At 72.1% G+C, this 24,978-nt stretch carries 26 protein-coding genes; 9 read left to right on the top strand and 17 right to left on the bottom strand.

All coding sequences use genetic code 11. The annotated features are described in order from the left end of the window. Positions 1-88: 88 nt before the first annotated feature. Complete coding sequence (locus H283_RS24730; protein WP_156023122.1) at positions 89-748, bottom strand: molybdenum cofactor guanylyltransferase; 660 nt, start codon at positions 746-748, stop codon at positions 89-91. Between the two features lie 38 nt (positions 749-786). Between H283_RS24730 and fdhD the strand changes: the two genes are divergently transcribed. After that, positions 787-1,635 (top strand): formate dehydrogenase accessory sulfurtransferase FdhD, encoded by an 849-nt coding sequence (gene fdhD / locus H283_RS0110605; RefSeq protein WP_028785495.1) that lies wholly within the window; start codon positions 787-789, stop codon positions 1,633-1,635. Between the two features lie 43 nt (positions 1,636-1,678). After that, on the top strand, positions 1,679-2,017 hold the full coding sequence (locus H283_RS0110600) for a YciI family protein (RefSeq protein ID WP_020143496.1): 339 nt from the start codon (positions 1,679-1,681) through the stop codon (positions 2,015-2,017). Positions 2,018-2,117: 100 nt separating this feature from the next. Here H283_RS0110600 and H283_RS26615 read toward each other — a convergent pair whose 3' ends face one another. From H283_RS26615 to glp, 3 genes are all read right to left on the bottom strand, one after another. After that, entirely contained in the window at positions 2,118-2,468 is a 351-nt protein-coding gene (locus H283_RS26615) for a VOC family protein (protein ID WP_156023121.1), read from the bottom strand. A 100-nt stretch (positions 2,469-2,568) separates the two neighbouring features. Then, positions 2,569-4,206, bottom strand: coding sequence for an ABC-F family ATP-binding cassette domain-containing protein (locus H283_RS0110590; protein ID WP_028785494.1), 1,638 nt, complete (start codon positions 4,204-4,206; stop codon positions 2,569-2,571). A 36-nt stretch (positions 4,207-4,242) separates the two neighbouring features. Further along, on the bottom strand, positions 4,243-5,436 hold the full coding sequence (gene glp, locus H283_RS28125; RefSeq protein WP_020143493.1) for a gephyrin-like molybdotransferase Glp: 1,194 nt from the start codon (positions 5,434-5,436) through the stop codon (positions 4,243-4,245). Between the two features lie 42 nt (positions 5,437-5,478). Between glp and H283_RS28120 the strand changes: the two genes are divergently transcribed. Beyond that, positions 5,479-6,798 carry a glycoside hydrolase family 1 protein gene (locus tag H283_RS28120; RefSeq protein ID WP_020143492.1) on the top strand — a complete coding sequence of 440 codons (1,320 nt, stop codon included), beginning with the start codon at positions 5,479-5,481 and terminating at the stop codon, positions 6,796-6,798. Positions 6,799-6,877: 79 nt separating this feature from the next. Beyond that, positions 6,878-7,303 (top strand): hypothetical protein, encoded by a 426-nt coding sequence (locus H283_RS0110575; RefSeq protein WP_020143491.1) that lies wholly within the window; start codon positions 6,878-6,880, stop codon positions 7,301-7,303. A 125-nt stretch (positions 7,304-7,428) separates the two neighbouring features. On the opposite strand, the gene H283_RS0110570 is transcribed toward H283_RS0110575, so the two are convergent. Next, positions 7,429-8,802 (bottom strand): L-serine ammonia-lyase, encoded by a 1,374-nt coding sequence (locus H283_RS0110570; RefSeq protein WP_020143490.1) that lies wholly within the window; start codon positions 8,800-8,802, stop codon positions 7,429-7,431. 160 nt (positions 8,803-8,962) lie between these two features. Here H283_RS0110570 and H283_RS28115 point away from each other — a divergent pair, with 160 nt between their 5' ends. Then, positions 8,963-9,292: a hypothetical protein gene (locus H283_RS28115; RefSeq protein WP_020143489.1), complete on the top strand. Its 330-nt coding sequence runs from the start codon at positions 8,963-8,965 to the stop codon at positions 9,290-9,292. Between the two features lies 1 nt (position 9,293). Beyond that, positions 9,294-10,247, top strand: a complete 954-nt coding sequence (locus tag H283_RS0110560) for an ornithine cyclodeaminase family protein (protein WP_020143488.1) — start codon at positions 9,294-9,296, stop codon at positions 10,245-10,247. A gap of 265 nt (positions 10,248-10,512) precedes the next feature. On the opposite strand, the gene H283_RS0110555 is transcribed toward H283_RS0110560, so the two are convergent. From H283_RS0110555 to H283_RS0110535, 5 genes are all read right to left on the bottom strand, one after another. Continuing rightward, a complete protein-coding gene (locus tag H283_RS0110555; RefSeq protein WP_020143487.1) occupies positions 10,513-11,181 on the bottom strand; it encodes an NAD(P)-dependent oxidoreductase in 669 nt (222 codons plus the stop codon). Between the two features lie 111 nt (positions 11,182-11,292). Beyond that, positions 11,293-12,090, bottom strand: a complete 798-nt coding sequence (locus tag H283_RS0110550; RefSeq protein ID WP_020143486.1) for an SRPBCC family protein — start codon at positions 12,088-12,090, stop codon at positions 11,293-11,295. A gap of 7 nt (positions 12,091-12,097) precedes the next feature. Continuing rightward, positions 12,098-12,955, bottom strand: coding sequence for a xanthine dehydrogenase family protein subunit M (locus H283_RS0110545; protein ID WP_020143485.1), 858 nt, complete (start codon positions 12,953-12,955; stop codon positions 12,098-12,100). After that, a complete protein-coding gene (locus H283_RS0110540; protein WP_020143484.1) occupies positions 12,952-15,438 on the bottom strand; it encodes a xanthine dehydrogenase family protein molybdopterin-binding subunit in 2,487 nt (828 codons plus the stop codon). The genes H283_RS0110545 and H283_RS0110540 overlap by 4 nt, the downstream gene beginning before the upstream one ends. Then, entirely contained in the window at positions 15,435-15,944 is a 510-nt protein-coding gene (locus H283_RS0110535; protein WP_020143483.1) for a (2Fe-2S)-binding protein, read from the bottom strand. The genes H283_RS0110540 and H283_RS0110535 overlap by 4 nt, the downstream gene beginning before the upstream one ends. Positions 15,945-16,151: 207 nt before the next feature. On the opposite strand from H283_RS0110535, the gene mgrA reads away from it, so the two are divergent. Continuing rightward, positions 16,152-17,195 carry an L-glyceraldehyde 3-phosphate reductase gene (gene mgrA, locus H283_RS0110530; protein ID WP_020143482.1) on the top strand — a complete coding sequence of 348 codons (1,044 nt, stop codon included), beginning with the start codon at positions 16,152-16,154 and terminating at the stop codon, positions 17,193-17,195. Positions 17,196-17,355: 160 nt separating this feature from the next. On the opposite strand, the gene H283_RS0110525 is transcribed toward mgrA, so the two are convergent. From H283_RS0110525 to H283_RS24720, 4 genes are all read right to left on the bottom strand, one after another. Next, positions 17,356-18,150, bottom strand: coding sequence for a trypsin-like serine protease (locus H283_RS0110525; protein WP_020143481.1), 795 nt, complete (start codon positions 18,148-18,150; stop codon positions 17,356-17,358). A gap of 175 nt (positions 18,151-18,325) precedes the next feature. Then, positions 18,326-18,895 (bottom strand): NADPH-dependent FMN reductase, encoded by a 570-nt coding sequence (locus H283_RS0110520; protein WP_020143480.1) that lies wholly within the window; start codon positions 18,893-18,895, stop codon positions 18,326-18,328. A gap of 86 nt (positions 18,896-18,981) precedes the next feature. Next, positions 18,982-19,809, bottom strand: coding sequence for a sterol desaturase family protein (locus H283_RS0110515; protein WP_020143479.1), 828 nt, complete (start codon positions 19,807-19,809; stop codon positions 18,982-18,984). Further along, positions 19,809-20,546: a FadR/GntR family transcriptional regulator gene (locus H283_RS24720; protein WP_020143478.1), complete on the bottom strand. Its 738-nt coding sequence runs from the start codon at positions 20,544-20,546 to the stop codon at positions 19,809-19,811. Before H283_RS24720 ends, H283_RS0110515 begins: the two co-directional genes overlap by 1 nt. A gap of 84 nt (positions 20,547-20,630) precedes the next feature. On the opposite strand from H283_RS24720, the gene H283_RS0110505 reads away from it, so the two are divergent. Further along, positions 20,631-21,131 (top strand): PaaI family thioesterase, encoded by a 501-nt coding sequence (locus tag H283_RS0110505; protein ID WP_020143477.1) that lies wholly within the window; start codon positions 20,631-20,633, stop codon positions 21,129-21,131. A 126-nt stretch (positions 21,132-21,257) separates the two neighbouring features. Then, positions 21,258-21,695, top strand: coding sequence for a DUF309 domain-containing protein (locus H283_RS0110500; RefSeq protein ID WP_020143476.1), 438 nt, complete (start codon positions 21,258-21,260; stop codon positions 21,693-21,695). Positions 21,696-21,738: 43 nt separating this feature from the next. Here the strand turns inward: H283_RS0110500 and H283_RS0110495 are convergent, their stop codons facing one another. Genes H283_RS0110495 through H283_RS0110485 form a run of 3 tightly spaced genes read right to left on the bottom strand, consistent with a single transcriptional unit; the run spans position 21,739 to position 24,954 of the window. Then, positions 21,739-22,920: an XdhC/CoxI family protein gene (locus H283_RS0110495; protein ID WP_028785492.1), complete on the bottom strand. Its 1,182-nt coding sequence runs from the start codon at positions 22,918-22,920 to the stop codon at positions 21,739-21,741. Continuing rightward, positions 22,913-24,070, bottom strand: coding sequence for a VWA domain-containing protein (locus H283_RS0110490; RefSeq protein WP_020143474.1), 1,158 nt, complete (start codon positions 24,068-24,070; stop codon positions 22,913-22,915). Before H283_RS0110490 ends, H283_RS0110495 begins: the two co-directional genes overlap by 8 nt. Beyond that, on the bottom strand, positions 24,067-24,954 hold the full coding sequence (locus H283_RS0110485) for a MoxR family ATPase (protein WP_020143473.1): 888 nt from the start codon (positions 24,952-24,954) through the stop codon (positions 24,067-24,069). The genes H283_RS0110490 and H283_RS0110485 overlap by 4 nt, the downstream gene beginning before the upstream one ends. Between the last annotated feature and the right edge of the window lie 24 nt (positions 24,955-24,978).

The raw sequence follows: 24,978 nt of genomic DNA, 5'->3' as shown, positions 1-24,978 counted from the left end.
GGAGTAGCGCTTGGCCGCAGGGGGATTCGCCGCAGGGCCCGACTTGGGCGATCTCCCAGAGTCGCCCGTCGACCGCCTCAGGCGGCCGTCAGTCGGCGCTCGGACGGTGCTCCGCGCGGCCGCGCGCACGCTCGCGCGAACGGTCGCGCGCAAGGTCGCGCGCACGGGCCAGGTCGGCCGGCGTGTCGACGTCCAGCGCGACCCCGGAGGGGTCGTCGACCGCCTGCGTGCGTATGCCGTCGGCGAGGTCGCGCATGCTCCTGCCGTACGGGTCCCCGAGCTCGTCGAGACGCCCCTGCAGGGCGGCGAGGCGCCAGGCCGAGCAGAGCCAGTTGCTGCGTCCGTCACCGTCGACCGTCACGGCGAGGTCGGCCGACCCGAGCGCCTCGAGGAGCCGGTCGACGTGGGCGGAGGTGACGAAGGGCAGGTCCGCGGCCAGCAGCACGACGGCATACGGCATCGGCATGCCGCTCGTGGCGGCGTCGGTGGCGAGGGCCTCGACGGCGGTGGACACGCCGGCCACCGGACCGCCACCGGGGACGCGCTCCCACACGACGCGTACGCCGTCGGGGACACCCTGACCGGGGCCGACGACGAGCGCCGGACGCTCGCCGGCCGCGTCGAGGACGCGTGCGACGAGGGGCCGGCCGCCGACGTCGAGGACGGGTTTGTGGGAGCCCATCCGCCGCGAGGCCCCGCCCGTCAGGACGACGACGACCGCGGGCGCTTCAGATGGGCGGGACGGCACCCATCGGAGTCTGGCACGGAGTCTGGCAGGCTGAGGTCATGGGACGGGTCACGGTGCGGCGCAAGGTCACGACGATCAACCTCGCGACCCCGTCGTCGACGACGCGCCCCGACACCCTCACGGTCGAGGAGCCGCTCGAGCTGCGGGTCAACGGCACGCCGCTCACGGTGACGATGCGCACGCCGGGGCACGACATCGAGCTCGTCCACGGCTTCCTCATGTCGGAGGGGCTCATCCGGTCCGCCGACGACATCGCCCTGGCGCGCTACTGCGAGGGCGCGGTCGTGTCGGGTGAGAGCGGCTTCGACGAGAACACGTACAACGTCATCGACGTGACGCTGGCGGCCGGCGTGGCCGCGCCGCCCGCCTCGGCCACGCGCGCCTTCTTCACGAACTCGTCGTGCGGCGTCTGCGGCAAGGCCAGCATCGAGCAGCTGCGGGCGCAGTCGGCCTTCGACGTGCGCGCCGACACGACGGAGTTCGCGGCCAAGATCATCGCCGAGCTGCCCGACGCCCTGCGCGTCGAGCAGCGGTCGTTCGACAAGACGGGCGGGTTGCACGCCGCCGGCCTCTTCACCGCCGACGGCGAGCTGCTCGTCGTCCGCGAGGACGTCGGCCGGCACAACGCCGTCGACAAGGTCGTCGGGTGGGCCCTGCAGAACGGGCGCGTGCCCGGGGTCGGCTGCGTCCTCGTCGTGTCGGGTCGCGCGTCCTTCGAGCTGACGCAGAAGGCGATCATGGCCGGGATCCCTTGCCTCGCAGCGGTTTCGGCGCCGTCGTCCCTCGCAGTGGAGTGCGCCGAGGACGCCGGCATGAGCCTGCTCGGCTTCGTGCGCGGCACCCGCCTCAACGTGTATGCCGGTGCACACCGGATCACGACCACCTGACCCACTCCCCCTCCCCCGACCACCGAGCGACTGGAGCCCCACCGTGGCGATCTTCGCGATCCACTACACCTACCCCGACGACGCGACCGAGATGCTGACGATCCGCCCCGAGCACCGCGAGTGGCTGAGCGGGCTCTCGGGGCTCCTCGTCGCGGGGATGTACCAGGACGGCATCGACGAGGTGAGCGAGGGCGAGCCGACCGACCAGGAGGCGGTCAACGCGGCGCTCATCGTCTGCTCCGGCGAGTCGCTCGAGGCGGTCACGGAGACGTTCGACCAGGACCCGTACTGGCTCGGCGGGCACATCCTGCGCCGCGTCGTGCGCCGGTGGGACCCGCCGCTCGGCCCGTGGGTCGCCGACCCGACCAACTCCCCCGGCTGACACCCCCGCGCCTCCCTCGGCAACACACCGTGCAGGTCACGACACACCGGGATCGGACGCCGGTGTGTTGTGACCTTCTCGGTGTGTCGCGGGGTGGGTGTCAGAGCTGCTGGGCCAGGCCGACGACGTGGCCCAGCGGGTCGGCGATGAGGGCGAACGAGACGCCCGGGACCGTGACCGGCTCCTGCACCACCCGGCCGCCGAGGCGGGTCGCGTCGGCGATGGAGGTGGCCACGTCGTCGACATCGACGAAGAACGTCACGAGGTCGGAGTCGCCCTGCAGCGGGCTGATGGCCGTGTAGAGCGCGCCCGGCACGCCCGTCTCGACGAAGGTGTAGCCGGGGAAGGCGCCCTCGGTGGGGTAGGTCCAGCCGAACAGGTCGCCGAAGAAGGCGCGGGTGGCGTCGGGGTCGCTCGAGCGGATCTCGGCGTGGACGATGGGGTGACTCATGATGACCTCCGTGGGCTCACGGCCACCGGGCTGGTGACCGCTCACTCGATGACGAACGAGCACCCCGGGAATCGACACGCGCCCGGCTCGGCGCGCGCGGTCAGGTCGCGGTGACCTTCCCGCCCTCGACGTGCCAGCGCTCGTCGAGGCGGACGTTCTCGAGCAGCCGGCGGTCGTGCGAGACGAGGAGCAGGGCCCCGTCGTAGGAGTCGAGGGCCTCCTCGAGCTGCTCGATGGCGGGCAGGTCGAGGTGGTTCGTCGGCTCGTCGAGGACGAGGAGGTTGACGCCCCGCGCCTGCAGCAGCGCCATCGCGGCCCGGGTGCGCTCGCCCGGCGACAGCCGCCCGACGGCGCTGGCGACCTGGTCGGCCTTGAGCCCGAACTTCGCGAGGAGGGTGCGACGGTCGGCCGGGTTGAGGTCGGGCACGGCCTCGCCGAACGCGTCCCCGAGCGGAAGGTCGTCGCGCAGACCCGTGCGCGACTGGTCGATCTCGCCGACGGCGACGCTGGCCCCGAGCGAGGCGCTCCCCTCGTCGGGGTCGACCCGTCCGAGCAGGAGCGAGAGCAGGGTCGTCTTGCCGGCGCCGTTCGGCCCGGTGATGCCGATGCGCCGCCGCGCCTCGACCTGCAGCGACGCCGGACCGAAGGTCCAGTCCCCCCGGCGCACGACGGCCTCGTTGAGCGTCGCGACCACCGAGCTCGACCGGGGCGCCGCAGCGATGGTGAACTGCAGCACCCACTCCTTGCGCGGCTCGGCGACCTCGTCGAGCCGGGCGATCCGCGACTCCATCTGGCGCACCTTGCGTGCCTGCTTCTCGGCCGAGTCCTGCTGCGCCGAGCGCCGGATCTTGTCGTTGTCGGGGCTCTTCTTCATCGCGTTGCGGACGCCCTTGGACGACCATTCGCGCTGCGTGCGGGCCCGCGCCTCGAGGTCGGACTTCGTGCCGGCATACGCCTCGTACGCCTCGCGCGCGTGCCGACGCGCGACCTCGCGCTCCTCGAGGTAGGACTCGTAGCCGCCGTCGTGGACGGCGACGGAGTTCTGCGCGAGGTCGAGCTCGACGATGCGGGTGACGCAACGGGCCAGGAACTCGCGGTCGTGAGAGACGAGCACGACTCCCCCGCGCTGGCCGTGGACGAAGGCCTCGAGCCGGTCGAGTCCGGCCAGGTCGAGGTCGTTGGTCGGTTCGTCGAGGAGCACGAGGTCGAAGCGGCTCAGCAGCAGCGCGGCGAGCGCCGCCCGGGCCGCCTGGCCTCCGGAGAGTGACGTCATGAGCGCGTCGGGTCCGACGTCGAGGCCCAGCTCGGCGAGCATGGGCGGGATCCGGTCGTCGAGGTCGGGCGCACCGCTGACGAGCCAGTGGTCGAGCGCGACGGCATACCGCTCGTCGGCGGTTGGGTCGTCACTCCCGAGGGCGGCGGCCGCCTCCTCCATGGCCAAGGTCGCGGCGGTGGCGCCCGTGCGGCGACCGATGTGGTCGGCGACGGTCTCGCCGGGGAGCCGCTCGTGCTCCTGCGGCAGCCAGCCGACGAACGCGTCGGAGGGCGCCGTCGTCACGGTGCCGCCGAGCGGCTCGTCCTCGCCGGCGAGCAGGCGCAGCAGCGTCGACTTGCCGGCCCCGTTGGCGCCGACGACCCCGACGACGTCACCCGGTGCGACCGTGAGATCGAGGTGCTCGAAGAGAGTCCGGTGGGCGTGGCCCCCGGCGAGGTCCTTGGCCACCAGGGTCGCGCTCACGCCCACCAGCCTAGGGGCGCTCGACGGGTGCCCCGTTCACACCGGGTGGACGGCGACGAGGTCTCCCTCGATGAGCTGGTCGACACCTTCGGGCACCTCGATGAGGCAGGTCGCCGCGGCGAGCGCCGTCAGGTGCCGGGCGTCGGGAGCACTGACGGTGCCGTCGTCGTGGAGGACGCTCGTGACGAACTGGACGCGCCCCGTGCGCGTGCGTCGGGTCCTGCCGACGTATGCCGCCCGGCCGGGTCGCGTGGGCGGCACCCCGTGGCGGTGGTCGAGCGCAGGACGGACGAGCACGTGGAAGGCGACGAACGCGCCGACCGGCGTCCCCGGCAGGCAGACGACCGGTGTGGAGCCGTAGCGGCCGAGCCCCTGCGGGCCGCCAGGCTGCATCGCGAGGTGGACGAAGTCGAAGGTCGGGAGCGGCTCGCAGACCTGTCGCACGACCTCGTAGGCGCCGGCGCTGACGCCCCCGGTCGTGACGACGAGGTCGACCTCGGGGTCGGCGTCGAGCGCGTCGAGCCTGGCCCGGAGGTCGTCGGGCTCGTCGGAGCACACCTCGACACGGCGCACGTCGCAGCCGGTTGCCTCGGCGAGGGCGGCGACCATGTCGGAGTTCGACTCGTGGATGCCGCCGGCGCCGGGGTCGGCCTCGGGCGGCGCGAGCTCGGCGCCGGTCGCGATGACCGCGACCCTCGTCGGCACGTGGACCTCGATCGTCGTGCACCCGGCCGACCGGCCGAGCGCGATGAGTGCCGCCGTCACGGCGGTGCCGGACGTCGCGATGACCGACCCGGCGGCCACGTCCTCGCCGCATGGACGGATGTGCTGGCCCGCTGCGGGATCGAGGTCGACGGTCACGTGCTGGGGCGCGGGACCGGTGGGGCTCGCGTCGGTGCGCTCGACGGGGACGACGGCGACCGTGCCCTGTGGCACCCGCGCACCCGTCATGACCCGGGCCGCCTCACCGGGGGCCAGCACGAAGTCCGGCGCCGACCCGGCGGGCACGTCCCCGACGACGGGGTAGGCGCGCTGGTCCGGCGAACCCGGGCACACGGCATACCCGTCCATGGCGGAGGCGTCGAAGCGCGGCAGGTCGTCGGCCGCGACGAGGTCGGCGGCGAGGCGGCGTCCCGCGGCGTGGCGGTCGAGCGTCATCCGCTCGAGTGAGCCGTCGCCGAGCAGCCGCTCGACGGCGGCCCGGTGATCTGCGACGGACACGTGACCCACGGGCGCCAGTCTGTCGCATCGGGCGCCGGTACGTTGAGCCGCATGGCGACCGCTTACGGCTTCCGGCTCGACGGGCTGCTGCTCGGCGTCGCGACCGCGGCCACACAGGTCGAGGGCGGCGACGTCGAGAGCAGCTGGACCGACTGGGCCGACCGCCCGGGCACCATCGCCGACGGCTCGACGCCACGGCGCGCCACCGACCACTGGCGGCGCTGGCGCGAGGACACCGATCTGATGGCCTCGCTCGCGGTGCAGGTCCACCGGATGAGCGTCGAGTGGGCGCGCCTCGAGCCGCGCCCGGGCGGGTGGGACGAGGCGGCGTTCGCCCGCTACCGCGAGGAGCTGGAACTCCTGCGCGCCAAGGGGATCCGCCCCCTCGTGACGCTGCACCACTTCAGCCACCCGCTGTGGTTCGAGCGCGACGGCGGGTGGCTGGCGCCGGGCGCCCTGTGGGTGTGGGAGCGCTTCGTCAGCGAGGTCGTGACACGACTCGGCGACCTCGTCGCGGAGTGGGTGACGATCAACGAGCCGAACGTCTACGTCACGGGCGCCCACGTCTTCGGCGACTTCCCGCCGGGCCACCGGAGCCTGCGCGAGGGGATGAGGGTCTACGGCGTGCTCGCGGCCGCGCACATCCGGGCGTACACCCTCATCCACGCACTGAGGCCCGCGTCGGACACGATGGTCGGGGTCGCCCACCACCTGCGGCTCTTCCGCCCGGGTAACCCCCGCAACCCGTGGCACCGGGCGCTGACCCCCGTCATGCGCCACCTCTTCCAGGACGCGATCGTGCGGGCGATGACGACCGGGGAGTTCGCGCCGCCGCTCCGCCGGCCGCCGGGGATCGTCCCGGGGCGCTACGCCGACTTCTTCGGGCTCAACTACTACTCCCGCACGACGGTGACACGCTTCGACGACGGCACGCCGCCCGGCGTCCCGGTCAACGACCTCGGCTGGGAGGTGTATGCCGCCGGGCTCGGTGAGACGGCCCGCTGGGCGTGGGAGACCTACGGGCTCCCGGTCTGGGTGACCGAGAACGGCACGTGCGACGCCGCCGACGCCTTCCGGTCGCGATACCTCTGGGAGCACCTGTCTGCCGTGAGCGACGTCCGGGCCCAAGGGGTTCCGATGGACCGCTACTACCACTGGTGCTTCGTCGACAACTGGGAGTGGAACGAGGGTGAGGGGCCCCGGTTCGGCCTCGTGGCCCTCGACTACGAGACGCAGGAGCGCACGGTCCGGGACTCGGCGCACTTCTTTGCCGAGATCGTGGCCGAGGGTGGGGCGACGGCGCAGATGTATGCGAGATACGTTGCAGGACAGACGTATCCAGTCAGCAGCGCCGAGGTCCACCACCGGTAAATGACCTCGGGCAGACAGCAGCGCGGGCGCGACGACGGGAGTACCGTCGAAGGGGTCGGACCTTCCCGAGGAGGCTGCCATGCGTCTCAACCCTCTCTGCGACGCGAGCTGGACCTATGACCTCATCCACAGGGTGGAGCCCTCGACCGGACGTGACGGACGCGTCTACGGCCAGGGCACCGGCACCCTGACGGGCCGGCTGTCCGGCACGGCCTCGTGGTCGAACTTTCCCCGCATTCGCGAGGGCTGGGCCTCGCCGGACGCCCGCGGCGTCATCCACGTCGAGGACGGGGTCGTGCTCTTCACCCTGACCGGCTTGTCGTCGCTCCAGGACGGGCGTGGCGTCCACGTCCTCACCTTCCAGTCTGAGGCGCCGTCGCACCGGTGGCTCGATGACGTCATCGCCATCGGCGAGGGCACGATCGACGCCGAGCACGGCCGCCTGCAGATGCGCTACTACGAGTGCGAGGTCGAGCTACCGCTGCCCGACGTGACGCAGCCCTGACCAGCCCTGACCGGCCTCGACACGGGTAGCCGCCCGCCCCTCGGAGGGACGGGCGGCACCCGGGCAGGCCCGTCCGCTCACCATTCCGGAGCGGAACAGGTGCCCTTGTCCCGCACTTCCCGGGGTCAGCACTCGATGACGTTGACCGCGAGACCGCCGCGGGCGGTCTCCTTGTACTTCACCTTCATGTCGCGGCCGGTCTCGCGCATCGTCTTGACGACCTTGTCGAGCGAGACGACGTGCGAGCCGTCGCCGCGCAGTGCGGTGCGTGCCGCGGTGATGGCCTTGACGGAGGCGATGGCGTTGCGCTCGATGCACGGGATCTGCACGAGGCCGCCGACGGGGTCGCAGGTCAGGCCGAGGTTGTGCTCCATGCCGATCTCGGCGGCGTTCTCGACCTGCTCGGGCGTGCCGCCCATGACGGCGGCCATCGCGGCGGCCGCCATCGAGCAGGCCGACCCGACCTCGCCCTGGCAGCCGACCTCGGCGCCCGAGATCGAGGCCGTCTCCTTGTAGATGACGCCGATCGCACCGGCGGTGAGCAGGAAGCGCACGATGCCGTCGCGGTCGGCGCCGTTGACGAAGTTCGCGTAGTAGTGGAGCACCGCGGGGATGATGCCGGCCGCGCCGTTGGTGGGGGCGGTGACGACGCGCCCACCCGACGCGTTCTCCTCGTTGACGGCGAGCGCGTAGAGGGTGATCCAGTCCATGCCGCGCAGCGGGTCGTCGCTGTTGGCCTCGAGCGAGAGCCGGCGGGCGAGCTCGGGAGCGCGGCGGCGCACGCGCAGGCCGCCGGGCAGCACGCCCTCGGTGGCAATGCCGTTGCGCACGCACTCCTTCATGACGCGCCAGACCTCGAGGAGGCCGTCGCGGACCTCCTGCTCGGTGCGCCACGACAGCTCGTTCTCGAGCATGATGCGGGCGATCGACTTGCCCGTCTCCTTGCAGTGGGCGAGCAGCTCGTCCCCGGTGCGGAACGGGTGCGCGACCGGCGTCGAGTCCTCGACGATCTTCGTCGACCCGTCAGCGTCCTCACCGACGACGAAGCCGCCGCCGACCGAGTAATACGTGTGCTCGGCGACCGTCGCGCCGGCGGCGTCGAGCGCCGTGAACGTCATGCCGTTCGGGTGCAGCGGGAGGGTCTTGCGGCGGTGCAGCGTGAGGTCCTCGAGCTCGATGAAGTCGATCTCGTGCTCGCCGAGCAGGCTCAGCCGCTTCGTCGCGCGGATCTCGGCGAGGCGCCCCTCGACCTTGCGCGGGTCGCACAGCTCGGGCCGCTCGCCCGTCAGGCCGAGCAGGACCGCCTTGTCGCTGCCGTGCCCGTGGCCGGTCGCACCCAGCGAGCCGAAGAGCTGCGAGCGCACGCGGGCGACCCGGTCGATGACTCCTTCGTCGCGCAGCCGCTCCGCGAAGAGGGCGGCGGCCCGCATCGGACCGACGGTGTGCGAGCTCGACGGCCCGATACCGACCGAGAAGAGATCGAAAACGCTGAGCGCCATGGAGTCCTGACTTCGTGTCGTCGTTGACGGCTGCCGCCCGGGGTGGTGGGCGATCCGCTCGAGCCTACGTCCCGGGGGCACCGGCACGCACATGCGTGGATCCGGGCCACCCGCGCGGCCCGGACGGGCGGCGCCCCACGCCGACACCTACAGTCGAGGAGTGCCCCAGGTCAGTGCCGATGTCCACGTCCCGCTCCCGCCGTCCGTCGCCCGGGCGCTGGCCGCGTCCGTGGGCGAGCCGGCGCTCCGACTGCCGCCGCACGTGACCCCCGAACCGTTCTCGTGGCGCTTCGACGCCGAGGGCGACGGCACGCTCGTCGTGCTGACGCTGGCGTATGCCGTCGACCCGGGTTGGGTGCGCTCGATCACCCACGAGGTCACCCAGTGGTCGCTCGCCAGGCAGCTGCGCACCCACCTCGCGACCGTCACGGACGCCGGTGGCGACCCGGTGCGGGTCGAGCGCGCCCGCTCGAGCGCCGGCGAGGACTGAGGTGCAGCAGCCGCGCTGGGTCGACGCCGCCTCCGTGCGCCGGACCCTCTCCCCCGACCGCGCCCGCAGGCTCATCCGTCGCGAGCTCGCCGACGGCCTCGACCCGGCGTCGGACCCCGCCCGGCTCGTCGCCGACGTCGGTGACGGCAGGGGGCAGCTGCTCGTCATGCCGTCGGCGAACGGCCGCGCGGCCGGGGTCAAGGTGCTCACCGTCGCACCGGGCAACGCGGCGCGGGGCCTCGACCGCATCCAGGCGGTCTACGTCCTCATGGACGCGGACACCCTGTCCCCGTCGGTGCTCGTCGACGGGACCGCCGTCACGTCGCTGCGCACCCCGGCGGTGTCCGCCGTCGCCATGGACGTGCTCGCCCCGGACGAGGTCGCGTCGGCCGTCATCTTCGGCAGCGGACCCCAGGCCCTCGGTCACGCGGAGGCGCTGCTCGCCATCCGGCACACGACCTCGGTGACCGTCGTCGGGCGCCGGGACGACGCGGCCCGCGCGACCGCACAACGGATCTCGGGGCTCGCCTCGACGCACCGGCTCACCACGCGCGGGCTCACCGTCGACGACCCGCGGGTCGAGGCGGCCGTGCGTGGGGCTCAGGTCGTCGTGACGGCGACGTCGTCGGCGACCCCGGTGCTCGGCGACGACTGGGTCGCGGACGGCGCCTGCGTCGTGGCCATCGGGTCGCACGAGCCGCACCGGCGCGAGCTCGGGTCGGCGCTGCTGGGGCGCTCGCTCGTCGTCGTCGAGGACATCGGCACGGCGCACCGCGAGGCGGGCGACGTCATCCTCGCCGCCGCGCAGGGCGCCCTCGACTGGGCCGACGTGCGCACGCTCGCCGACCTCGTGCGCGGCCGGGTCGAGCGAGTGACCGACCGGCCCAACGTCTTCAAGAGCGTCGGCATGGCCTGGCAGGACCTCGTCATCGCCGAACACGTCGCCCGCCCCTGAAACTCGAGTGAGCGCCCAGTCACACTCGAGTGAGCGCCCAATCACACTCGAGTGAGCGCCCAGTCACAGTCGAGTGAGCGCCCAGTCACAGTCGAGTGAGCGCGCAGTCACATTCGAGTGAGTAGGTAGTCACAGGCGACCCAGTCAGGTGGGACGACGCGCTCACTCGAGTGGGACGACGCGCTCACTCGAGTGGGACGACGCGCTCACTCGAGTGAGACGACGCGCTCACTCGAGTTGAGGGGTCGGGGCGGGGGGCGCGGTGTCAGGCTGTGGCGGTGGGGGTGGTCCCTATGACCTCGTCGATGGGGCGGTAGCCGTCGTTGAAGGGGAGGATGCGGCGGGCCGTCGTGTCGGGGTGCTCGACGACGGCGCGGATGACGTGGGCGACGTTGTCGCGCGAGACCTTCCCCGCCTGGACGCCCGCACCGGTCTCGATGTGACCCGTGGCGGCGTCGGTGGTCAGGCCGCTCGGGCGAAGGATCGTCCACGCGAGGTCGGTGCCCTGGAGGTGCTCGTCGGCCGCGGCCTTGGCCTCGGCGTACGCGTAGAAGCCGTCGTCCTCGGGGACGCCGTGATCGGGCCCGGCCCCGAAGTAGGACACCATGACGTAGCGCCCGACCCCAGCCTGCTCCGCCGCGTCCATCGAGCGGATCGCGGCGTCGCGGTCGACGGCATACGTCCGCTCGGGGCTGCCGCCGCCGGCGCCGGCCGACCACACGACGACGTCGCTGCCGCGCACGAGGTCGCCGATCTGCTCGGTCGTGGCGTGCTCGACGTCGAGCACGGCCGCCGTGGCACCGGTCGCCTCGACGTCGGCCACGTGGTCGGGGTTGCGCACGACGGAGGTGACGTCGTGGCCGTCGGAGACGAGCAGCGGGGCGGCGAGCAGCGCGACCTTGCCGTGGCCGCCGATGAGGATGACGCGGGACATGACTCTCCTGGGTTCGGGGACGGGGTCTCGTGAGGTCCAACGCCAGCACACCCCGCGCGTATGCCGCAGGCCCGGTCGGGAGCGCGACCGGGCCTGCTGCACGTGCTGGGGTCAGTCGCCCCGGTGGCCGATGAGCCAACCGATGACGACCCCGATGGCGGCAGCCGCTGCGTAACCGGCATACCGCTGGACCAGCACGGGCATCACTGCCGAACCGAGGTCGAGGGGGGCGTCCTCCTCGACGGAGGCCGGGACCCGGCGCGGGGCAGGCGGACGGTGCGCCGCTGCCGGCGCCGCCGTGGCGGGCGCGGCCGACGTGACGCCCACCCCGGCACCAACCCCGGCACCGACCCCGGCGCCGGTGTCGGCCGCGAGGGCGTCCGATGCCGTCTCGACGAAGCCGCCGGACGGTGCTGCGCCGGCCGGCGCGGCCGCCGCCTCGGGAGCGGCCTCCGGTGCCGCCTCGGGACCGGTCAGCTGCTTCTCGATGCAGGCGACGAACGCGTTGAGCAGCTTGTCGGACACGTCCTGCATGACGCCGCGGCCGAACTGCGCCGGCTTGCCGGTGACGGCGAGGTCGGTGATGACGTCGGCGCGGGTGCCGTCGCCGTCGGGGGTCAAGGTGATCGTCACGGTGGCGCCCGCCGTGCCGTTGCCCCGCTTGTCCTTGCCCTTGGCCTCGATGACGGCGTGGTGCGCCGCGTCGTCGCGCTCGACGAACGAGCCCGACCCGGAGTAGACGAGCGCGATCGGCCCGAGCTTGACCTTGACCGTGCCGGAGAAGCCGTCGTCGGTCACCTCCGTCACGGTCGCCCCGGGGAAGCAGCTGCCGACGCGCTCGAGGTCCATGAAGAGGGCCCAGGCGTCGTCGACCGAGGTCGGCACGGTGAAGGAGTGCGTCAGGTCCATCCGGCGATCACGCTCCTGCCGCGGCGAGGACCGCGCGCCGCGTCAGCACCGTGGCGAGGTGCTTGCGGTAGTCGGAGTCGCCGTTGAGGTCCGACGGCGGGTTGGTGCCGTCGTTGACCGACGCGACGGCCGCACGGACGGCCTCGTCGGTCGCGGGCTGCCCGACGAGGGCCTCCTCGACCGAGCGCGCCCGCAGCGGCGTCGAGCCCATGTTCGTCAGGCCGACCCGGGCCTCGGCGATGGAGCCTCCCTCGCTGCGCACCGTGGCTGCGACGCCGACGATCGACCACTGGTGGCTGACCCGGACGAACTTCTCGTAGTGCGCGCCCCAGCCCGTGTGCTTCGGGATGCGGATCTGCGTCAGCAGCTCGCCCTCGCCGACGGCCGTCGCGAAGAGGTCCTCGAAGAAGTCCTCGGCCGCGACGGTGCGGGTCGAGCCGTCCGCGCCCGCGATGACGAGCTCGGCTCCCAGCGCGAGCGCCGGCGCCCCGACGTCACCGGCCGGGTCGGCGTGCACGAGCGCGCCGCCGACGGTGCCGCGGTGGCGGATCTGCGGGTCCGCGACGGTCGCGATCGCCTTGGACAGCAGGGCCGCGTGCGTCGTGACGGCCTCGGAGGCGAGCACGGCGGCATACGTCGTCATGGCGCCGATGACGAGGTGGTCACCGTCCTCGGAGACCCCCTGCAGCTCGGGGATGCGACCGAGGTCGATGACGACCCCGGGCGCGTTGAGCCGCATGCGCAGGATCGGCAGCAGCGACTGGCCGCCCGCGAGCACCTTGGCCTCGTCGCCGTGCTCGGCGAGCGCCGCCACGGCATCCGCCACGGACGTCGGGGCGAGGTAGTCGAACTGTGCGGGGATCATGCCTGGCTCCCTTCGGTCGCGGCGCCGGGATCCTGGTTGGGCACGCCCTCGTCGAAGTGCGGCTGCGCGTCGCGCTCGCCTTCGCCCGGGACCGAACGGCCCTTCTGGATCGCCTTCCACACCCGCTCGGGCGTGCATGGCATGAGGATGTCGTCGACACCGAACGCCCGGACGGCGTCGACGATGGCGTTGACGACGGCCGGCGTCGAGGCGATCGCGCCGGCCTCGCCCACTCCCTTGGTGCCCAAGGTGGTGTAGGTCGAGGGCGAGGTCGTGTGGTCGGTGACGAAGCTGATCGTGTCGGCTGAGGTCGGCAGGGTGTAGTCGACGAACGAACCGGTCACGAGCGTGCCCTGGTCGTCGTACTCCGCGCCTTCCCACAGGGCCTGTGCGATGCCCTGGACGAGACCTCCGTGCACCTGCCCTTCGACGATGAGCGGGTTGATGATGTTGCCGATGTCGTCGACGCAGACGTACTTGCGCATCGTCGTCGCCCCGGTCTCGGTGTCGACCTCCATGGCGCACAGGTGGGTCCCGTGCGGGAAGGAGAAGTTGTCCGGGTCGAAGGTGGCGTCCGCGTCGAGACTCGGCTCCACGCCGTCGGGCAGGTTGTGACCGGTCCACGTCGCGAGCGCGACCTCGGGCATCGTGACGCCCTTGTCGGTGCCCTTGACGCCGAAGCGACCACCCGTGAACTCGATGTCGTCGACGCTCGCCTCGAGCAGGTGCGCTGCGACGACCTTGGCCTTCTCGATGACCTTGTCCGCGGCGCGGACGACGGCCTCGGCACCCACGACGAGGGAGCGGGACCCGTAGGTGTCCATCCCCTTGGACGAGATCTGGGTGTCGCCGTGCAGCACCTCGACGTCCTCGAAGGGCACACCGAGACGGTCCGCGACGATCTGGCTCCACGCCGTCTCGTGGCCCTGGCCGTGCGGCGAGACGCCGGTGAGCACCTCCACCTTGCCGGTCGCGAGCATCCGGATGCTGGCGCTCTCCCAGCCGCCGGCGCCGTAGTTGAGCGCGCCGAGGATGCGTGACGGCGCAAGGCCGCACATCTCGGTGAAGGTCGAGATGCCGATGCCGAGCTGGACCGGGTCGTTGCTCTCGCGGCGATGCTTCTGCTCGGCCCGCAGCTCGTCGTAGCCGAAGAGCTCCTTGGCCTTGGCGGTCGCGGCCTCGTAGTTGCCCGAGTCGTAGGTCATGCCGGCGACCGTGGTGAAGGGGAACTCGCCGTGCGTGATCCAGTTCTGCTCACGGACCTCGAGGGGGTCGCGGCCGAGCTCGGCGGCGAGCTCGTCCATCATGCGCTCGATGGCGAACGTCGCCTCGGGCCGACCGGCCCCGCGGTACGCGTCGACCCACGTCTTGTTGGTCAGCAGCGTTCGCACGGTGAAGTGGTACGCGGCGAACTTGTAGATGGAGTTGAACATCCACGCGCCGAGCACCGGCACACCGCCGCCGACGACGCCGACGTAGGCGCCGAGGTCGGCGAGCAGCTCGACCTTGAGGCCGGTGACCGTGCCGTCCTTGCGGGCGCTCAGCGTCAACTTCTGCCACTGGTCGCGTCCGTGGTGGCCGGAGAGGAGCGACTCGCTGCGCGTCTCGGTGTACTTGCACGGCTTGCCCAGCCGTCGCGCCACGGCGATCGTCGCGAACTCCTCGGGCGTCGTCTGGAGCTTGCCGCCGAAGCCGCCGCCGACGTCCGGGGCGATGATGCGCACCTTGGACTCCGGGATGCCGGTCGTCGCGGCCACGAGGAAGCGCAGGATGTGCGGGACCTGCGTCGAGCTCCAGACCGTCATCTGCTCGCCGGTCGGGTCGCACACCGTCGACCGGGGCTCCATGAAGGCGGGGATGAGCCGCTGCTGGCGGAACTCGCGCTCGATGACGACGCCGTCGCTCCGCGCGGCGGCGATCTCGTCCTCGACGTCGGTGCCCGACCCCTGGGCGGCCGAGTCTAGGGTCCACACGGCGGAGGTGTTGGTGCCGAGGTCGGGGTGGGCGAGCACCTCGTCCTTGACGGCCTCCTTGAGGTCGAGGACCGCCGGCAGCTCGTCGTAGTCGACGTCGACGAGCTCGGCGGCATCTCTCGCCTCGGCCGCGGTGCGCGCCGCGACGACGGCGACGATCTCGCCGGCGCACGCGACGTGGTCGACGACGACAGGCAGGTGGTTCGGGGTCTTCTGCTCACCGTTGAGCGGCCACGCGTTGGCGACCGCGCCCTGGACGTCCTTGATGTCCGCACCGGTGATGACACCGACGACACCCGGGGCCTTCCTCGCCTCGTCGGTGTTGATGGCGGTGACGGTGGCGTGGGCGAAGGGGCTGCGCACCATGGCCAGGTGCAGCATGCCGGGGAGCTGGATGTTGTCGGTCCACCGGGTGCGGCCCGTGATGAGGCGCTGGTCCTCCTTGCGGGCGCGCGACCTGCCGATCTCGGGTGTCGCAGCGTCGGACGGGCGGTCCTCGGTGATCGTCATGACGACACCGCCTGCGCGCTCGCCGAGCTGGCCGAACTCGCTGAGCTCATCGCACCGGCCGCCTGCTGCACGGCCTTGACGATGTTGTGGTAGCCGGTGCAGCGACAGAGGTTGCCCTCGAGACCCTCTCGGATCTCCTGCTCGCTGGGGTCGGGGTTGTTCTTGAGGACGTCACACGCCTGCATGATCATGCCGGGGGTGCAGTAGCCGCACTGGAGGGCGTGGCACTCGTGGAAGGCCTGCTGCACCGGGTGGAGCTCACCGTCCGTGGCGAGCCCCTCGATCGTCGTCACCTCGTGGCCGTCCGCCTGGACGGCGAGGACGTTGCACGACTTCACGCTCGTGCCGTCGAGGTGCACGGTGCAGGCACCGCAGTTGCTCGTGTCGCATCCGATGACGGTTCCGGTCTTCCCCAGGCTCTCGCGAAGGTACTGGACCAGAAGGGTCCTGGGCTCGACCTCGTCGGAGTAGCTCACCCCGTCGACGGTCATGTTGATTCGGGTCATGCTGTCGGTCCTCCTGCCACGCTGCAGTTGACATCGTTGACTTCCCCACGCGCAGTCTGACTCGCGTTCAACTACTGCACAAGGGCAACGGGGAGAACCCTCCACATCCGCCGAGCATCCGCTGCGGATCCCCCAGCCGGCCGGCGCGACGGCCACAGCGTGACCCGGCTTTTGGCGGCATACGCCATGGGGACGAGACTGGGTCGCATGACTCTTCACGCCGACGACTACCAGGCCTCGCGCAGCCGCTACGACTCGATGACCTACCGCCGCACCGGCCGTTCGGGGCTCGACCTGCCGGCCGTCTCGCTCGGGATGTGGCACAACTTCGGCGACGACGTTCCGCTCGACCGCCAGCGCGCGACGCTGCGCCGCGCGTTCGACCTCGGCGTCACGCACTTCGACCTCGCCAACAACTACGGACCGCCCTACGGCAGCGCCGAGCGCAACTTCGGCGCGATCTACGCGCAGGACTTCAAGCGCTACCGCGACGAGCTGATCCTCTCGACGAAGGCCGGCTACGACATGTGGCCGGGCCCGTACGGCCAGGGTGGTGGCAGCCGCAAGTACGTCCTGTCCTCGCTCGACCAGTCCCTCGCGCGAATGGGCGTCGACTACGTCGACATCTTCTACTCCCACCGCTTCGACGAGACGACGCCGCTCGAGGAGACGATGGGCGCGCTCGACACCGCCGTCCGCCAGGGCAAGGCACTGTATGCCGGCATCTCCTCCTACTCGGGGCCGCGCACTCGCGAGGCCGTCGAGATCCTGCGGTCGATGGGCACGCCGCTGCTCATCCACCAGCCGAGCTACTCCATGCTCAACCGCTGGGTCGAGGAGGACCTGCTCGACGTGCTCGGCGAGGAGGGCGTCGGCTGCATCGCCTTCAGCCCGCTCGCGCAGGGCATGCTCACGAGCAAGTACCTCAACGGCGTGCCGGAGGGCTCGCGCGCGTCGCAGGACAAGTCGCTCTCGACCGACCTGCTGACCGAGCAGAACCTCACGCACATCGGCGCCCTCAACGAGATGGCGCAGTCGCGCGGTCAGTCGCTCGCGCAGATGGCGCTCGCCTGGATCCTGCGCGACCAGCGCATCACGTCGGTGCTCATCGGGGCCTCGTCGGTCGCCCAGCTCGAGGACAGCCTCGGCTCGCTCGACAACCTCGACTTCTCGCAGGAGGAGCTCGACACGATCGACCAGCACGCGGTCGAGGGCGGCATCAACCTCTGGAAAACCTCGAGCGCCCACTGACCTTTTCGGGTCGTATGCCGGGTGGCCGGGACCGCGCCTCAGCGCGGTCCCGGCCGACGCCGTCTACGTCAGTGCTTCGCCACGCGGAGCACTGACGTAGCGGACCCGGGCACACGGCATATGCACCCGTGCCCGTGGCAGCGGTGGCGAGCTGCGGCCGTCAGCCCGCGAGGAAGCCGTTGACGAACGCGAGGACGTCGGGCCGGTCGACGCGGAACACGCCGCCGGTGCCGGCGCACGTCGGGTTGATGCCGAAGGACGTGACGCCCGCGACGACGTTGCTCGTGCCGAGGAAGTTCGGGCCGCCGGAGTCACCGAAGCAGGTCCCGCCGGTGTTGGCGTTGTTGGACAGCAGGAGCGACTGGGGGCCGGTGAAGCCGGTGTTGATCTGGAGCAGGTGCGGGTGCGCGACCATGCGGATGCGCAGCGCCGACTCCTTCCAGGCGGCGGCGTCGGGGAAGGCCTTCTGGAGGCCGTAGCCGACCGAGGTGAACGTCGTCGAGCGGCTCGGCTTGAGGGCGTCGAGCTGGTTGGCAGCGGGCAGGGCGCCGTAGACCGCCATGGGCATCGGCGTGTCGAGCACAACGACGCCGACGTCGTGGAGGAAGAACGCGTCCGTGTCGAACGACGGGATGGTGTGCGGCGTGCCGCCGACATCGCCGTTGAGCGGGTAGCCGTTGCCGGGGATGCCGTGCTCGACGTCAGCGGCGAACCAGATCTCGACGTGGGCAGCGGGAGCCTCGGTGCAGTGTCCGGCGGTGAGGTAGACGGTGGGGCTGAGGAGCGTGCCGGAGCAGCGCCACAAGGGGTTGCCGGCGGCGTCCTGGGCGACCATGAGCCCGACGTAGGGGTGGCCGTTGCCGTCGAGCGTGCCGTTGGTGACGGCGCCCGCGGGCGCTGACGCCCCGAGCAGCAGGGCGAGGGCCGCGACGATCGCGAACCAGATCTTCTTCATGTGAGTCGACCTTTCGAGGGGCGGGCGCGCCGGGGCGCGCGGCTCGTTCCCCCGAGGTCCCGCCACGGTAACCCCGCCGCACGGCCCGTAGGTGGCTCTTCGTCCGACGGATCCCGGGCCGTATGCCGCGTGAGGTGCCTCCGGATGGGCGTGACGTCCGTCGGTCGGTGCGGACTCAGTCGCGGGGCAGCACCGTGAGGACGCGTTCGATGTGGTCGCGGAACTCCTGCATGAAGTCGGTGAGGAAGGTCGCGGTCGACTCGTCGGTGACCTCGCCGTCATCGGTGACGAGCCCCGGCCGGAGGGTCACGTAGGCCTCCGGCGAGGTCATCTGGCGGGCGTTGCAGAAGCTGAGGACGCCGCGGAGGCTCTGCTGGGCGAGGGCGGTGCCGATCTGGCCGGGCGAGGCGCCGATGACGGCGGCGGGCACGTGGTTGAAGGAGTTCTGCCCCCACGGGCGCGACGCCCAGTCGATGGCGTTCTTCAGGGCGCCGGGGATCGACCGGTTGTACTCGGGCGTCACGAAGAGGACGGCCGACGAGGCAGCGATCGCCTCCTTGAGCGCGGCCGGCTCGGCGGGGTAGTCGGCGTCGAAGTCGGGGCTGTAGAGGGGGAGGTTGCCGATGGGCAGCTCGGTGAACTCGAGGTCCTTCGGCGCGAGGCGGATGAGCGCCTTGCTCAGCGTCCGGTTGATCGACGTCGATGACAGGCTGCCGACGAAGTAGCCGACCTGGTACGTGCTCACGATGGGTCCTCCTGGTCCCGGGAGCGGGGGCCGCTCCCATCCCTCCATCGTGGCCCTCACGGCGGGCCTCGGCCAGCCGCGCCGAGTCAGGTGCGGGGCTGCCAGCCCGGGCCGCGGAGGACGAAGCCCCAGCGGTCGTGCCACGAGCGGGCGCTGCGGACGTCGGCCCAGATCGAGGCGTACTCGTGGGTGGCGACGACGAGCGGGTTGTAGGTGCGCAGCTGCTTCGTCAGGCCGTAGACGACGCGCTCGCCCTCCGGCTCGAAGGAGCGGAAGAGGCGGTCCCAGATGACGAGGATGCCGCCGTAGTTGCGGTCGAGGTAGGCGTTGTTCATGCCGTGGTGCACGCGGTGGTGCGAGGGCGTGTTCATGACGAACTCCACTGGGCGCCAGAGCTTCCCGACGCGCTCGGTGTGGAGGAAGAACTGGTAGAGCAGCGAGATCGACTGCTGGAGGAAGATGGCCCAGACCGGGACGCCGAGGAGCGCGAGCGGCGCCCAGAACGGGATGCCGCCGAAGGGCGTCCACGTCTGGCGCAGCGCGGTCGAGAAGTTGTAGCGCTGGCTCGAGTGGTGCACGACGTGGCTGGCCCAGAGGATGCGCACCTCGTGGTGCGCGCGGTGGTACCAGTAGTAGGCGAGGTCCTCGGCGAAGAAGATGACGACCCACACCCACCACAGCGAGGTGTCGAGGCGGAGCGGGGTCACGGCATACAACGCGGCGTAGACGACGAGCTGGGACGCCTTGTAGAGGATCCCGACGCCGACGCTCCCGATGCCCATGGTGAGGCTCGTGACGGTGTCGCGGACCTCGTAGCCGACCTCGTCGTCGTCGGGCGCGAGCCACAGCGAGAGCACCTCGATGACGATGAAGGCGATGAAGAAGGGGATCGCCGTGAGGATGATGTCGACCATCACGCCCCCTTGGTCATCGGGTCGAGCGTGCGCCCGTCGTCGGTGAGCGAGGCCCACACGTCGATGGCCTGGGTGAGGATCGCGTCGGCGAGCCGCGCGGCCCCGGCCGTGTCACCGGTCGCGATGGCGTCGGCGAGCGGCGCGTGCGGGAGGAGGTCGGCGCGGTCGCCGGCGAGCAGCGCGTCCATGACCTCGGGGCTGCCGTCGATGGCGTGGACGAGCGAGTTGAGCGCGAGCCGGAAGGTGAGGTTGCCGCTGGCCTCGACGACGGCGAGCCAGAAGTCCCGGTCGGCGTCGTCGATGTCGGGGCAGCCGTATGCCGCCGCTGCCGCCACGACGCTCGCCCGTGCCGAATCGGTCGCCCGGGTCGCCGCGAGGCTGGAGGCCTCGACGCCGATGCAGCGGCGCATCTCGAGGCCGTCGCGCAGGATCATCGGGTCGAGACCGTCGCCGGAGCGCGCGAGGTGGGCGAGCAGGTCGAGGCCCGCGGTGCTGCGCACGTCGAGGACCGTCGTGCCGCCGCCGTGGACGACGCGGACGAAGCCGGCGAGCTGGAGGCGCTGGAGGGCCTCGCGGACGGCGTGCCGGTTGACGGCGAAGGAGGCGGCGAGCTCGCGCTCCGGCGGCAGCGCGTCACCGGGGGCGAAGCGGCCGGTGAGCACGGCGTCGCGCAGCTCGGCGAAGACCTCGTCGGAGACCGACCGGCGCGGGACGGGGCTGAATCCACTCTGGCTCATGCGCTCGAGGATGACACCGCTCGCGTCAACTCATCAAGAGGTTGGACCAATTCGTGACCGGGCGCACGCTTGTAGGTTGGGCGCATGCCGGACACCGACGTCGACACCGCAGTGGCTGCCCGCGGGCTCAGCATCCAGGAGCGTCTCTACCCGAACCTCCCGTGCTTCGGCTGCGGGCCGGGCAACGCGAAGGGCCTGCAGCTCAAGAGCTACCCCCTCGGCGAGGGCGGCGACGGGGGTGTGACGGCGGCGTTCACGCCGTGGCCCGAGCACGACAACGGCCTCGGCTACCTCAACGGCGGCATCATCGGCACGGTGCTCGACTGCCACAGCGCGGCGGCCGTCATGCTCGAGGCCGAGCGCCGGGGCTGGCCGCCGCTGCCGGGCGCGGACCTCTCCTACGTCACGGCCGGGCTCGACGTGCGTTACCTGCGACCGGCTCCCCTGCACGAAGAGGTCGAGCTCTTCGCGACCGTCACCGAGTCCGACGAGCCCCAGATGACGGTCTCGATCGAGTTGCGCTTCGACGGCAAGGTGCGAGCGCAGGCCGAGGCGCTCTGGAAGCGCTGGCGCCCGCGCACCTGAGCCCTCGACCCCGCGGGCCGCGACGTCCGCGGCCCGAGTCGCCTGGCAGGACTGGACTGCTGGGCAAGGGCCTACGGTGGACCGCATGAGGCTGCCCACCCGACGTCACGCCCTGCGGACCCTGCGGTGACCGGCGCGAGCAACCGCGACCGCGACGCGGCCGGGCGACCCCGCCAGGAGCGGCCCCGCGATGCCCTCGGCCGGCCGCTGCCGTATGGCGCCGAAGGGGTCGAGCCGGTCTCCGAGGAGCCGCTCCCTCCGCTCGAGACCCTGGCTTCGGCCAAGGCCCTCGTCGAGGAGGGGCGACCCTTCTCGGCGCACGAGGTCCTCGAGGCCCGCTGGAAGGCCGGGCCCGATGACGAGCGTGACCTCTGGCAGGGCCTCGCCCAGCTCTGCGTCGCCCTGACGCACGCCGCCCGGGGCAACGCGGTCGGGGCTCACCGGCTGCTCGAGCGCGGCGTCGGCAGGCTTCAGCAGTATGCCGGGAGCGGAGGGCCCACCTACGGGCTCGACCTCACGGCCGTCGTCTCCTGCGCCCGTGACCGGGTCACGTCGGAGGAGTAGCCGACCGACGGCGGCGCCGGCGGCGCCGGCTCCGGCGGAGTGCTCAGTGACCGAGCGGGTTGTCGTGCGCGGGATGGTGGTGGTGGATCGGACCCTCGGTCGCGGCGAGCCGCTCGCCGGCGCCGCCCCAGCGCAGGGCGATGATCTCGGCGGCGATCGAGACGGCGGTCTCCTCGGGCGTGCGAGCGCCGAGGTCGAGACCGATCGGTGAGCTCATCCGGGCCAGCTCGTCGTCGGTGAGGCCGGCCTCGCGGAGCCGCTCGAGCCGGTCCTCGTGGGTGCGCCGCGAGCCCATGGCGCCGATGTAGGCGACCTCGGGCAGGCGCAGCGCGACCTCGAGGAGCGGCACGTCGAACTTCGGGTCGTGGGTGAGCACGGCGATGACGGTGCGGCTGTCGATGCGGCCCTCGTCGACCTCGTTCTGGAGGTAGTCGTGCGGCCACTTGACGACGACCTCGTCGGCGCCGGGGAAGCGCGTCTTCGTCGCGAAGACGGGCCGGGCATCGCACACGGTGACGTAGTAGCCGAGGAAGCTGCCGACCCGCGCGACGGCGGCGGCGAAGTCGATGGCTCCGAAGACGAGCATCCGCGGCTTCGGCGCGTGCGCGGCCACGAAGACCCGCATCCCTTCACCCCGACGCTCCCCGTCGGGGCCGTAGGTGAGGATCGCCGAGCGGCCCTGTGCGAGAAGGCCTCGGGCGTCGTCGCGTACGGCATCGTCCGCGCGGCCGCTGCCGAGCGAGCCGAGCACGGAGGTGTCCGCGTCGCCGTCGTCCACCCCGTCGGCCTCGGGGTGCACGACGACGCGGCGCCCGACCCACGTGGGCTCGGGGTGCTCGATGACGGTGACGACGGCGACGGGCCGTCCAGCGGCGATGTCGGCGGCGACGTCGCCGAGCTCGGGGAAGGTCTCGCGGTTCACCTTCTCGACGAAGACGTCGAGGATGCCCCCACAGGTCAGCCCCACGGCATACGCGTCGTCGTCGCTGACGCCGTAGCGCTGGAGCACCGGCTTGCCGGTCTCGACGACCTCCTGGCTCAGCTCGTAGACGGCGCCCTCGACACAGCCACCGGAGACGGAGCCGACGGCCTCGCCGCCGGGACCGACGAGCATCGAGGCTCCGGCCTGGCGCGGCGCCGAGCGCCATGTGCCGACAACGGTGCCGACGCCGACGGTCTCGCCGGCGGACCACCACTGCATCAGCTCGTCCATCACCTCACGCACGGGCCACCACCTCGATCAGCTCCTCGAACGCCGCGAGCGAGTGCCCTGCGACGAAGTCGTCGATGTGCGGCAGGGCCGCGACGATCCCCTGCTGCACCGGCTCGTAGCCGACCTTCCCGCGGTGCGGGTTGGCCCACACGACCCGGTGCGAGAGGGCATTGAGCCGGCGCATCTGCTCACCGAGCACCTCCGGACCCTCGCGTTCCCAGCCGTCGGAGAAGACAACGACGACGGAGCCCCGGGCCATACCCCGACGGCCCCAGCGGTCGAGGAAGGCGCCGATGGCCTCGCCGAGGCGGGTGCCGCCCGACCAGTCGGGGACGACGCGTCCGGCGGCAGCGAGCGCCCGGTCGGGGTCACGCTCGGTGAGGGCGCGGGTCACGTGGGTCAGGCGGGTGCCCATGGTGAAGACCTCGACGTGGGGCACCGTGCGCACGAAGACGTGGGCGAGGCGGAGGAGGCTGTCGGCATACGGGCTCATGGAGCCGGAGACATCGATGAGCAGGACGATGCGGCGTGGGCGGGTGCCGCGGCGGCGGTGGTGGATGCGGCCGGGCTCGCCCATCCGGCGCAGCTGCTCGCGGAGCGTGGCGGGGCCGTCGACGGTGCCGCTGCTCGCGCGGACGTGGCGGCGGGCGCGGCGCAGCGGCGAGCGCGGGTCGAGGCCGGCGAAGAGGCGCGCGGCGGCGGCGCGGTCGGCGGCGCTGAGGCTCGCGACGTCGCGGTGGCGCAGCACCTCCTGGGCGCTCGCCTTGGCCTGGATCGTGTCGGCGTCGCCGTCGCCGGCCTCCCCCTCGCCGTCGCCGAGGGGTGCCTGGCTCACCGGCGGGCGCTGGATGTCGACGCGGCGTCCCTGCGGGATGGACTCACCGCCGAACCAGCGCTCGAAGATCTCGTGGTATGCCGGGAAGTCCGCGGGCGTGGACGTGAGGGTCGAGCGGCCGGCCCAGTAGACCCCGGTGCGCTCGCCCATGCCGACCGTGGCCGCGGCAACGAGGAAGGTGCGCTCGCGGTCGGCGGTGACGTTGACGCCGGCGGCGCGCAGGGCGCGGGCGAAACCGAGGAGCAGCTCGTCGACGGCGGGCTCGGTCGGGGGCTGGGTGGCTGCGGCTGGGGCGGGGCGCGCGGCGGGCGTGAGGTCTCGGGTCATGCGGTGAGCAGCTTGTCGAGCGAGGCGCGGATCCTCTCGGAGTCCTCGCGATACTTCAGGGCGGCGCCGAGGGTGGCGGCGGCGACCTCGGCGTCGAGGCGGGTGGCGCCGACGGTCTCGAGGGCGCGGGCCCAGTCGAGCGTCTCGGCGACGCCCGGGGGCTTGATGAGCTCGCCGTTCGTGCGGAGGCGCTGGACGAGGGTGACGACCTGCTCGGCGAGTGCGGCGCTCACCTCGGGCAGGCGGGTGCGGACGATCTCGAGCTCGCGGGCGAGGCCGGGGTGGTCGATCCAGTGGTAGAGGCAGCGGCGCTTGAGCGCGTCGTGCAGCTCGCGGGTGCGGTTGGAGGTGAGGACGACGATCGGCGGCGTCTTGGCAGCGATGGTGCCGAGCTCGGGGATCGTCACCTGCCAGGTGCTCAGGACCTCGAGGAGGAAGGCCTCGAACTCGTCGTCGGCGCGGTCGATCTCGTCGATGAGCAGCACGCACGGGGCCTCCCGCAGGGCCTGGAGCACGGGGCGGGCGAGGAGGAAGCGCTCGTCGAAGAGCTCGGCCTCGAGCGCCTTGGCGTCGTGGTGCTCCTCGTGGCTGAGGGCCTCGACGGTGCGTAGGTGGAGGATCTGGCGCGGGAAGTCCCAGTCGTAGAGGGCCTGCGTCGCGTCGATGCCCTCGTAGCACTGGAGGCGGATGAGCTTGAGGTCGAGCGCCTGGGCGAGGCCCTCGGCGAGGGCGGTCTTGCCGGTGCCGGGCTCACCCTCGAGCAGGATCGGCCGGTTCAGCCGGGTCGCGAGGAAGGTGATCGTCGCGAGCGCGTCGTCGGCGAGGTAGCCCGTGCCGCCAAGGGCGGTCGTGACGTCGTCGGCACTGGTGAACAGGTGATCCATCCCCTGAGCATCACTCATGAACAG

Source organism: Terracoccus sp. 273MFTsu3.1 (assembly GCF_000383675.1).
In the GTDB taxonomy this organism is placed as follows: domain Bacteria; phylum Actinomycetota; class Actinomycetes; order Actinomycetales; family Dermatophilaceae; genus Terrabacter.
This window is presented reverse-complemented; position numbering and strand designations above follow the sequence as displayed.